We start from the raw sequence: 10,695 nt of genomic DNA, 5'->3' as shown, positions 1-10,695 counted from the left end.
GGGCGGCTGCCGTGACGCTCGGCACCGTCATGGGCGGCGTCGTGTGGGTCGACCAGGTCTTCCCGCCGTGGTCCTCCAAGCTCATCCCGATGCTCGTAGTCGTTGCCGCCGGCATCCTCCTGGCGATCTACCTCACCCGACGTCCGCCGCTCGTGAACCCGTACCGAGCCGACGGCACCCCCACCTACAGCTACCTCTGGACCGGCCTCGCCCTTGTCGTGCTCCTGGTCGCCGGCGTTGCGCTCTCGATCGGGCTGGCGGCCATGACGGCGGCATACAGCCTTCCCAGGGACCCCGCCGTCTCACCGGCCATCCGGACTCTCCCCTGCGAAGGGCGTGGCTGCAGCTTCTCGGTCGTTTTCGAGGCAGGTGGGCGGGAGGTCACCGCCCCGTATGCCGCCGGCCGTGCCCCCGGCGCTATCGCCAAGCCCGGCGCGCCCTTCGCCTATGACCCCGCCGCCCCGACCCACGTGATGCCGCAGGGTGCATTTGAGTATGGCCGCGCCACGGCCCCGACCGTCGTTGTCGTCTCCGGATTGGCCATCGCACTGATTCCCGTCGTAGCCGAGATCCGACGCCGTCGCCGGGGATGATGTCGCCATGGATTACGGGCACGAGTTGGAGTTCGGGGCGTTCTTGACGCCGGACGCGGCGCACCTGGACCGGCTCTTCGAGAACGCGCAGCTCGCCGACGTCCTCGGGCTCGACATCGTCTGCCTCCAAGACCACCCGTATGCCGCGCAGCAAGGCGACATGTGGACCCTCCTCTCGGCCATCGGCGCCCGAACCACAGCAGTCCGCCTCGCCCCAAACGTCGCCTGCCTCCCGCTCCGCCCGCCCGTGGTCCTCGCCAAAGCCGCCGCGACCCTGGACCTGGTCACCCTGGGCCGCGTCGAGCTCGGCCTTGGCGCCGGTGCCTTCTGGGACGGCATCGTCGCGGCCGGCGGCCCCCGCCGCACCCCCAAGCAAGCCGTCGACGCGCTCAAAGAAGCCATGGCGATCATCCGTGCCTTCTGGGCTGGCAACTCCGTCCGCTTCGCCGGCGAGCACTACTCCGCGGCCGGCCTCAAGCCGGGTCCCGTCCCGACGCATGACATCCCGATCTGGCTCGGCGCCTACAAGCCCCGCATGCTGCGCGTCACCGGCCGCCTCGCCGACGTGTGGATTCCGAGCATGGGGTATGCCGAGCCCACCGACCTCCTCGCCATGAACGCCACCATCGACGAGGCCACGATCGCCGCAGGTCGGGCTCCCGAGGCGGTGCGACGGGCATACAACATCTTCGGCACGTTCGGACGTGACGCAGGCTTCCTCAAGGGCTCGGCGCACGAGTGGGCAGAGCAGCTCGCCGAATTGACGCTCACGGCCGGCGTCTCGACCTACGTCCTAGGCAGCGACGACGCACGCGCGCTCGCGACCTTTGCCCACGAGGTGGCCCCCGCGGTGCGTGAGTTGGTGACCGCCGAGCGCGGTCGGATGACGAGCCCACCTTCGCAACCCCCTGCCGTCGAGACCGTCGCGCCGGAGGCGAGCGCGCGGCATACGTTCAGCGTGTCAGCGACCCCTGACAACGGCACGCGGCTGGCCACCGAGCGTGCGTGGGACGAGGGCGACCGGCCCACTTATGTGATGGCGGGGCGTGAGTACTCGACGCACGAGCAAGCCACGGCGCAGCACCTGGTCGACGTGCATGACCACCTACGGCAGGAGCTGACCCAAGTGCGGGGCGTCGTCGAGCAGGTACGCGCGGGCGCGATGAGCGTCGGCGCCGCGCGGTCCGCGATCAACACCATGACGATGCGGCAGAACAACTGGACCCTGGGGGCGTACTGCCAGGCCTATTGCCGCGTCGTCACCGGCCACCACACGCTGGAGGACCGCAGCATCTTCCGCCATCTGCGCCGCGCCGAGCCCGGTCTGACGCCGGTGATTGACCGGCTTGAGGCGGAGCATCACGTCATCCACGATCTGCTCGACCGCCTCGACGAGGCGCTCGTCACCGTGGTCACCGCCGACGGCTCCACCGCCGCGCTGGACGATCTCGCCGCCTCCCTCGACCTGCTCACCGACGCGCTGCTGTCGCATCTGTCGTATGAGGAGCGCGAGCTCCTCCTCCCCCTTGCCGAGCACGGCATGGGCTGAGACGTGCCTCCATCGACGAGACCGCGCCCGAGTGCAATAAAGTTTGCCCTGGGGTGGGGGAATGGCGCACACTATGACGGCTACGCGCAAGTGGCGGAACGGCAGACGCGCTGTCTTCAGGTGGCAGTGTCCTTACGGGCGTGGGGGTTCAAATCCCCCCTTGCGCACTCGGGGGTAGTTCCCTGAACTACCTGTTTCGGTTTCCCGAAACTCCCGACTGGAGTCCATCCGGTCGGGAGTTTCGTCGTTGAGGGGGTGGCGCTGACCGCCTGCGTCTCTGCTGACACCCCTTTCGGATGCCGCGGAGCCCGGTTTCCTTGTCTCGTGACCGTTTCCGGGCGCGCTGGCGCTGGCTCCCTGCTGGTGAGTGGCGCGAGCTGGAGCGGTCAGTCGCCGTTTCGTTTGCGTCGGCCTCGTGTGCGGGTGGCCTTGTCGAGCGGTCGGTCGTCGATGGGTTCGCCGAGGTGGACCTGCCACGGTTCGGGCCGGCCGCGGACTGTGTGCCAGGCATGGAGTCGGACGAGGTTGTGGCCGATGAGGGTGACCGCGAGGAGCATGCCGGTGGCGACGAGCCCAGTCATGCGGAAGAAGCCGCGGTTGACGTTGAGGTTCTGGAAGCGGTTCGCGCCGATGATGCCCTCGACGAGGCTGCGGCGGTTGAAGGACAGGGCCCATCGGGTGGACTGCCACGGGTGGTGTTGCCGGTCCCGTTCGAGCTCGCGGTCGGCGACGGTGACGGTCGCGCCGCAGCCGCACGGCTCTCCCTGAACGCAGATCGTGGTGGGGATGGTGTGCGGCATCCGCATCGACGCGGGGGTGTTGTTGCAGCGGACCTTGAAGGGGTGCCCGTCGACAGCCGGTCCACGGAACCGTTGCGTGCCACGCTTCGTGTTGCGCTTGCCGTGGGCGACGAAGCGGTATGGCTCTCGAGCGTCGAAGGCTTCCCGCCGTCGGGCCTTCTCGCCTGCGGTCATGCCCGGTTCGGGCGGCTCGAGAGTTCGCAGAGGCTCGGGCAGGGCGCTGGAGTAGAGGGTTCCGTCGACCCAGACCATCCCGGCGGAGGGTCCGGGACGTACGACCCGCTGGGTCTTGTGCAGGTCCATCGTCAGGGTGATGTCGCGATCTCGCAGGGGTCGGGCGAGCCGAGTGCCCTTGGCGAGGGTGTATCCGCGGTCGAGCAGGATCTCGGCGAAGGTCGGCACTGCGTCGACGATGTTCAGACACGCGGCCGTTCGATCACGGACCCCTGGGCGGAGCGCGAGCCCAGCGGCGACTTGGGGGACGGGACTGCCGCCGGCCTTCGGGGCGTAGGTCGCGATGTGGGCTTCGTATCCGAAGAAGTGCTCGGTGGGTCGACGGTTCGTGCCGGTGCGGTGGCCCCATCGGGCGTCGCGGTCGAAGGAGTAGACCTTTCTTCCTTCGGTGTCCAGGTGGGGTTCGTGGGCGCGGGCGAAGCTCTCGACGTCGGTGCCGTCGATCGCCACTGCCGGAGGCCGTTCGAACTCTGGCGGCAGGCTGGCTTGGATGAGCAGGGTGGCGACCTGATCGAGGTCGATCGGCTCGAAGGGACAGCCGACTGGGCACGGAAGTACCTCCCCGGTGTCCGCATCGACGTCGAGGTCATGGTCGTGGTCGACCAGGACACCGCTTGCGACGAGGCGCATGATGGCCCGCCAGCCGGAGTGCATCCGCTTGTACTTGATCTGCATGGTCTTGGGGATCCCGAGGGCTGCGCGTTGACGTGGTTTGAGCCTCTTCATCGAGCGGCACACCCCGGAGGTGGTCATGGTGTGCGGCTCGCCGGTGGCGTGGAAGATGTATGCCCCGAGGACCCCGGCGAGTGGGATGAGCCGCGGGCGTCCGGTGCGTCGCTCCGCGGCGGCACACAGTTGGCCGGCGATCTCGCTGTTCGCGACCGCGACGGCACGGGCGATCCGCTGCTCATCCGTCATCGGGTTCGCTGGCGTCGCGTCCGTGCTCAGGTGTGGCGCGATTGGCGTGGTGTTTCGCTGGCGTCGGGTCACCGCCGAACCGCCTGGGCGAACAGGGTGGGCTCGTCGGGCTGGACCACGAACTGCTGGAGCGGCTGGTAGGGCCGCCACGAGGTGAAGGCTGCGATGTGCATCCGCCCACCCATCGAGATGCCAGCCGAGAGGTGCGCGACCATCCACGTGGCGCGCAGTCTTGCCGGGGTGATCGTCGGGCAGCCAGGCGGAAGGTCGGCCTTGCGCAGCATCTCGTGAAACGGTGAGCGGTCCCACTTCCTTGGCCGGTAGGCCAGGATCGGCGCGTCTTGTGGTTCGGTGAGGAAGCTGGCGAGGATCTCGTCGTTGGGTGCGGTGATCGGCACGACTCGGGGATGCCGGCTCTCGGTGACGCGAACGCAGAGGAAGCCGTGGAGCGTGTCGAGGTCGCCGACGTTCGCCTTCCACATCTCGTGTGGATGCAGGCCCGCGCCGAGTCCCAACGCGAGGTAGCCGGTAAAGCGGCGCCGGCGGATCGCGGTGCTTTGGGTGTTGGCGACCTCCCACAACCTCGTAATCTCGTCCTGGGTGAAGGGCACGAGCGTCCGGCGTTGCCTGAGCTGCTGCGCGTCAGGTGGCCATGGCGCCTTCGTCGTGATCTGTCGAGAGAAGCGGCGAAGGTCCGAGCGTCGTGTGGCGCGAGAGGACACGGCCAGGTGGGTGGCAGCGGTCGTGATGTATCGCTCGACTGCGTCGGGAGTGAACATCCGATCCCGGTCCAGCGGGTAGCCCTCGCGGTGCGCCCAGGCGACGAACTGCGAGATCGTGCGCATCGCCTCGATGGCGTGCCGCTCGCTGCGCGGGTGAACCATGAGCACGGACTCGCGGGTGAAGCCCGCGACGGGCGTCCACTCGTCCTCCGGGATGGCGTACGGCACATAGTTGAAGACCGCGGCCCGTGGGTCCTCGAGTTCGGCGTGGCGGTTGACGTGGTCAGTTCCAGAAGAGCACTCTGGACGCGTTGAAGACATAGAAGTACCCCCTCAGGGTGCTTGCGCAAGTGGATGAAGGCAGCGAGCTGGTACTCGCTGAAGCGATTCGCGACGAGGTCCGGAGTTGCCGCTCTGGGCCTTTCGCATGTCGGCGACCTGCGCCGATTGACTCAGTCCATCGCGGCTCCGCGGCACTTGAGAGCGGCGGCCAGGAGGTCGGCGTGGACGGACGTCACGGAGCGACCGTCCGTCAGGGCGACGTCGTAGAGCTGCTTGGCCAGCCGAGCCGGGATGCGGGCGTCGAACCGCACGAGCTCATCGGGGGCGTAGTGGCGGGAGCGTCCCGAAGGTCGGCCGGTGCGGGCAGGCGGCAACTCGATCCGGTTGCTCTTGTCCTCCACCCGCTTCTCCAACCTGCCTCGACTTGCGTCGAACGGTTGGTAAGTCCGTCCATCACGGAGGCGGGTTGGATCTCCGGCGCCACTGGGCAGCTGCCCTGACGATGTGGCTGACCCCCGCGTCGCAGCGCGTGGCTGCCCCCAGCGTAGGGATTGGCGCTGCCGTTTCGCTATGGCGACGCGCCAGTGGAGGCTGCAACCCGCCATTGGCAGTAACTTGCGCCCAACTGGTCGACAGGCTGTGGTTAATCACCCAACGCGGTTGGCGAGGCTCGCCGGACAGTTCTGGAACCCTCTCGTACTCTGTTGCCGTGAGCGACTTAGCGACCGCAGCGGAGCACGAACCGGATCCTTCGGGCCCGGCCGCCCGAGCAGTTGTCAGTCTGGTGAGGTCAAAGCAACGAGTCGCCGACCACGGGGAGGTGTTCACGCCCCCCGAGCTTGTCGAGGCGATGATCGGGCTCGTCGAGTCGGAGGCCGAACGCATCGACTCACGCTTCCTTGAGCCTGCCTGCGGTTCCGGCAACTTCCTCGTCCCCGTCCTGCGGCGCAAACTCGCGACCGTCGATGCTCGCTACGGCAAGAGCGACTTCGAGCGGAGACACCAGTCGTTGCTTGCCCTGATGTCCATCTACGGCATTGAACTCCTCGGAGACAACGTCGCCGAGTGTCGCGCCAACCTTGTCGAACTCTTCACGTCGCACCTGGGTCTGGCTCCGGACGACGAGCTGTATGCCGCGGCGCTGGCCGTCGTGGGTCTCAACATCGTTCACGGAGACGCACTGTCCATGCAGACTCGTGCGCGCACGCCGAAGCCAATCACCTTCGCAGAGTGGGCCTACCTGGGCCGCGGTCACTATCAGCGACGCGACTTCCGCTTTGAGACGCTCACGCAGATGTCGTCCTTCAGCGAGGAGGACTCACTGTTCTCCGACCTTGGTAAGCATGAGATCTTCACCCCGACGAAGGACCATGGCGCCGTGACCGTGTCAGAGCTCGCGGAGGGTGGCCGTGGCTGAGCAAGCAGGCTTCCAGCTCCGGAACCGCAACCCCGACGTCCTCACCTGCATCGCCAACCTGTCCAACGACGAGGTGTTCACGCCGCCCGAGTTCGCCAACCGCATGCTCGACCTCGTGGCCGAGGCCTGGGCGACCGATCACGACGGCGCCAGCATCTGGGCCGATTCGACAGTTAGATTCCTCGACCCCTTCACCAAGTCCGGAGTCTTCCTCCGAGAGATCAACAAGCGGCTCGTCGAGGGTCTCGCCGAGGAGATCCCGGACCTTCAGGAGCGGGTCGACCACATACTGACGAAGCAGGTCTTCGGTATCGGCATCACCCAGCTGACGAGCCTCATCGCTCGGCGTAGCCTCTACTGCTCGAAGTGGGCAAACGGCGAGCATTCGATCGCTTCGTCGTTTGACTCAGCCGACGGCAACATCTGGTTTGAGCCAGTGGAGCACACCTGGGCGGGGGCGACCGAGTTCATCGAGACAGCCGACGCAGAGGGCCGCCCTGTCAAACGCGGCACGAACGGCCGCTGCACCTACTGCGGAACGAGTCAGAGGATTCTCGAGCGTGAGGACGGCCTCGAGACCTACGCCTACGCCTTCATCCATACCAACGACGTCCACGCTCGGATGGCCGAGCTGTTCGGAGACGACATGCAGTTCGACGTGATCATCGGGAACCCTCCGTACCAGTTGCAGTCAGACGGTGGGACACGCGACGTCCCGATTTACCACCACTTCGTCGAGCAGGCGAAGAAACTGCAGCCCAGGCTTTTGTGCATGGTCATGCCCTCGAGATGGATGGCAGGGGGGCTGGGTCTCGGTGAATTCCGTCAAACGATGTTGACGGATAAGCGGATTCGGGAGCTGGTCGAATACCCTGTGTCGCGCGAAGTTTTCCCCGGAGTGGAAGTTAAGGGAGGGATCTGCTACTTCCTTTGGGATGCCACATACCATGGCCGTTCCGCGATGTCTACGGTTCGAGACGGAAATGAGGTGTCCCGAAGCTCCCGAGACCTCGACGAATTCGACATTCTTGTGCGAGACGGTCGCGGCATCGAAATTCTCCGGAAAGTCTTGGATCGGAAGGAAGAGTCCATCACGACAATTCTGTCTGTCGACAAGGAGTTTGGTTGGACGTCAAATTTCTCAGGGTATCATTCGATCAAGCAGCGCGATGATGTGCCTCTGTATTACAATAGTAAAGGTAAGCGCCTCGTGGGCTACGTCGCCCGTTCTCAAATCAAGAAGAGCGCCCATCTGGTAGACACCTGGAAGGTTCTCACGCCCAAAGCCGGATCAGACGGCGGTCAAAGAATTCCCGACGTGGTCCTTGGGCAACCGATGGTTGTTTCCTCGCCTTCAGTCTGCACTCAGACTTATTTGTTCTTTTTTCTCGATAATCAGAGGCAGGCTGAGAGCGTCGCATCCTACTTCCAAACCAAGTTCTTCCGCTTCCTAGTTTCTTTGAGAAAGATGACTCAAGATGCTACACGATCGACGTATCTATGGGTCCCCGTCCAAGCTTGGGACAGGGCGTGGAGCGACCAAGAGTTGTACTCCAAATATGAATTGAGCGCCGCCGAGATTTCATACATCGAAAGTATGATCAAGGATCTGGGCGGTGCGCATGGCGGCTGACCGACCCCTGTTTCCCGAAAAGCAGCCCGCTCGATTACGGATCTACGCCTACTCTATCGAGGACTCCAACCACGACGGCATGCTCAAGGTCGGTCAGACGACACGGAACGTGAAGTCTCGGATCGAGCAGCAGCTCAAGACGGCGCTCGTCAAGCACTACACGATCCATGTGGACGAGTCCGCCGAGCGCGCCGACGGTTCGACCTTCTCCGACCACGAGGTGCGGGCACGGCTAGCCGCCAAGGGGTTCCCGAAGGTCGATCTTGAGTGGATAACCTGCACAACGGTGGACGTGCAGGTCGCCATTGCGGAGCTGCGTGCCGGTACCGCATACGGGGGTTCCCATCACGAGAGCTTCCTGATGCGCCCCGAGCAGGCCGAGGCGGTCGCCAAGGCGCACGCCTACTTCCACTCGATCTGGAAGGAGGACATGCACGCCGTCCCACGCTTCCTCTGGAACGCCAAGATGCGCTTCGGCAAGACATTCGCGGCATACCAACTCGCCAGGAAGTTGGGGGCTCGCAAGGTCCTGGTGCTCACGTTCAAGCCAGCGGTCGCGGACGCTTGGCGCACCGACCTCGAGACTCATGTTGATTTCGACGGCTGGCAGTACCTCTCCCGCGCCACGCACACTGATCCGACGACGGCGGACAAGAAGCGACCGCTGGTCTACTTCGGGTCGTTCCAGGACGTGCTAGGGAAGGACAAGGCCGGCAACATCAAGGCCAAAAACGAGTGGCTACACGAGACGAATTGGGATCTCGTGATCTTCGATGAGTACCACTTCGGCGCGTGGCGCGACAACGCCAAGGAGCTCTTCGAGGGGGAGGACGAGGGAGAGGCGAAGAAGGAGATCGCGGTCGAGTACACAGCCGACCTCGGTGCGGTCAACGAGGAACTCGATGAGCTCAGCCAGGACGAGACTCAGTTCCTGCCCATCACGACCAAGGCGTACCTCTACCTCTCGGGCACCCCGTTCAAGGCGCTGGCCACCGGAGAGTTCATTGAAGAGCAGATCTTCAACTGGACCTACACCGACGAGCAACGTGCCAAGAAGCAGTGGGACGAGAAGCATCCGGAGACGCGGAACCCATACGCCGCGCTGCCCGAGATGCGGCTCATGACCTACCAGATGCCGGACGAACTGCTCTCGATCGCGAGCCAGGGGGAGTTCAACGAGTTCGACCTCGGCGAGTTCTTCTCGGCCACCGGTCGCGGCACGGCCGCCACCTTCAAGCACAAGAACGACGTGCAGAAGTGGCTGGACATCATCCGCGGGTCATATGCGGCAACCCAAGTCGACAACCTCAAGCTCGGCGCGCAGAAGCCGCCGTTTCCCTACTCCGACGTTCGGCTCCTGCCCTACCTCAACCACTCGTTCTGGTTCCTACCCACGGTGGCGTCGTGTCACGCGATGGCCAACCTGTTGGCCGAGAAGCAGAACGTCTTCTTCCACGACTATGACGTCGTCACGGCAGCAGGGGCCGGGGCCGGGGTCGGACTAGCAGCGCTACCTCCTGTTCGGAGTGCGATCGGCAACGGACACGACAGCAAAACGATCACCCTGTCGTGCGGGAAGCTGACCACGGGCGTAACGGTCCCTCAGTGGTCGTCGATCCTCATGCTGCGCAACCTCAACTCCCCCGAGACCTACTTTCAGGCTGCCTTCCGGGTGCAGTCGCCGTGGTCGATCAAGAACCCGAACGGTGACAACCCAAACGAGGAGGAGATCCTCAAGCCGGTTTGCTTCGTGTTCGACTTCGCACCCACGCGCGCGCTTCGTCAGGTGGCTGAGTACGGCGTAGGCCTGAATCCCGAGGCGCACAACCCTGAGAATGCGGTGCGGGACCTCGTCAACTTCCTCCCGGTCCTCGCTTTTGATGGCAGCCACATGACCCAAGTTGACGCCGGCGGCATCCTCGACATCGCTATGGCCGGCACGTCGGCCACTCTGTTGGCGCGCAAGTGGGAGTCCGCACTGCTGGTCAACGTGGACAACGACACCTTGAAGAAGATCATGTCGAGCAAGGAGGCCATGGACGCGATCATGAAGATCGAGGGCTTCCGTGCCCTTGGTTCCGATGTCTTCGAGACCGTGGTCAATAAGAGCGAGAAGGTAAAGGCCACGAAGAAGGCTAAGGGCGACGATGTCGACCCGAAGACGAAGAAGGAACTCACGGCCGAGGAGAAGGAGTACAAGTCGAAGCGGAAGCAGATCCAGGAGAAGCTGATCAAGTTCGCGACCCGGATCCCCGCCTTCATGTACTTGACCGACTTCCGCGAGAACAAGCTCAAGGACGTCATCACCAAGATCGAGCCAGATCTCTTCAAGACGGTGACTGGCCTGAGGATCGAGGATTTCAACCTGCTGGTGTCGCTGAACGTTTTCAACAGCGGCCACATGAACCAAGCCGTCTTCATGTTCCGGCGCTACGAGGACGCCTCCCTGTCGTACACCGGAATCGAGAGTCACGAAGGCCTTAGTCACTACGGGCTGTACGACACCGTCATCGCCAAGGAACACTGACCAGAGCACTGCTCCAGAGC

At 64.5% G+C, this 10,695-nt stretch carries 8 protein-coding genes and 1 tRNA gene; 6 read left to right on the top strand and 3 right to left on the bottom strand.

All coding sequences use genetic code 11. From position 1 onward, the window contains the following. The 3 genes from BN13_RS19720 to BN13_RS14765 form a co-directional block, all read left to right on the top strand. Positions 1-593: hypothetical protein (locus BN13_RS19720; RefSeq protein WP_048547998.1), on the top strand; the 593-nt coding region annotated here is incomplete at its 5' end. A 7-nt stretch (positions 594-600) separates the two neighbouring features. After that, positions 601-2,142, top strand: a complete 1,542-nt coding sequence (locus BN13_RS14770; protein ID WP_048547997.1) for an LLM class flavin-dependent oxidoreductase — start codon at positions 601-603, stop codon at positions 2,140-2,142. A gap of 84 nt (positions 2,143-2,226) precedes the next feature. Then, positions 2,227-2,309, top strand: a tRNA-Leu gene (locus tag BN13_RS14765). Between the two features lie 219 nt (positions 2,310-2,528). On the opposite strand, the gene BN13_RS14760 is transcribed toward BN13_RS14765, so the two are convergent. From BN13_RS14760 to BN13_RS14750, 3 genes are all read right to left on the bottom strand, one after another. After that, entirely contained in the window at positions 2,529-4,166 is a 1,638-nt protein-coding gene (locus BN13_RS14760) for a hypothetical protein (RefSeq protein ID WP_235434069.1), read from the bottom strand. Beyond that, positions 4,163-5,137 (bottom strand): site-specific integrase, encoded by a 975-nt coding sequence (locus tag BN13_RS14755; protein WP_157038621.1) that lies wholly within the window; start codon positions 5,135-5,137, stop codon positions 4,163-4,165. The genes BN13_RS14760 and BN13_RS14755 overlap by 4 nt, the downstream gene beginning before the upstream one ends. Before the next feature lie 131 nt (positions 5,138-5,268). Further along, complete coding sequence (locus BN13_RS14750; RefSeq protein WP_048547995.1) at positions 5,269-5,499, bottom strand: hypothetical protein; 231 nt, start codon at positions 5,497-5,499, stop codon at positions 5,269-5,271. Between the two features lie 383 nt (positions 5,500-5,882). Between BN13_RS14750 and BN13_RS14745 the strand changes: the two genes are divergently transcribed. The 3 genes from BN13_RS14745 to BN13_RS14735 are packed head-to-tail and all read left to right on the top strand — an operon-like array spanning position 5,883 to position 10,675. Further along, on the top strand, positions 5,883-6,515 hold the full coding sequence (locus tag BN13_RS14745; RefSeq protein WP_268806989.1) for an N-6 DNA methylase: 633 nt from the start codon (positions 5,883-5,885) through the stop codon (positions 6,513-6,515). Then, the gene (locus BN13_RS14740; RefSeq protein WP_048549253.1) at positions 6,508-8,148 is read left to right on the top strand and encodes an Eco57I restriction-modification methylase domain-containing protein; all 1,641 of its coding nucleotides are present in this window, start codon (positions 6,508-6,510) and stop codon (positions 8,146-8,148) included. Before BN13_RS14745 ends, BN13_RS14740 begins: the two co-directional genes overlap by 8 nt. After that, entirely contained in the window at positions 8,138-10,675 is a 2,538-nt protein-coding gene (locus BN13_RS14735; RefSeq protein WP_048549252.1) for a DEAD/DEAH box helicase family protein, read from the top strand. Before BN13_RS14740 ends, BN13_RS14735 begins: the two co-directional genes overlap by 11 nt. Positions 10,676-10,695: the final 20 nt, after the last annotated feature.

This window comes from Nostocoides jenkinsii Ben 74 (assembly GCF_001046875.1).
Taxonomy (GTDB): Bacteria; Actinomycetota; Actinomycetes; order Actinomycetales; family Dermatophilaceae; genus Nostocoides_A; species Nostocoides_A jenkinsii.
Note: the sequence above shows the minus strand (reverse complement) of the source record. Positions and strands in the feature narration are given on the sequence as shown.

Bases quoted from the DNA above. Each gene is read 5' to 3' on its own strand.
- BN13_RS14755 (WP_157038621.1), bottom strand. From the start codon at position 5,137: ATGTCTTCAACGCGTCCAGAGTGCTCTTCTGGAACTGACCACGTCAAC.
- BN13_RS14770 (WP_048547997.1), top strand. From the start codon at position 601: ATGGATTACGGGCACGAGTTGGAGTTCGGGGCGTTCTTGACGCCGGAC.
- BN13_RS14735 (WP_048549252.1), top strand. From the start codon at position 8,138: ATGGCGGCTGACCGACCCCTGTTTCCCGAAAAGCAGCCCGCTCGATTA.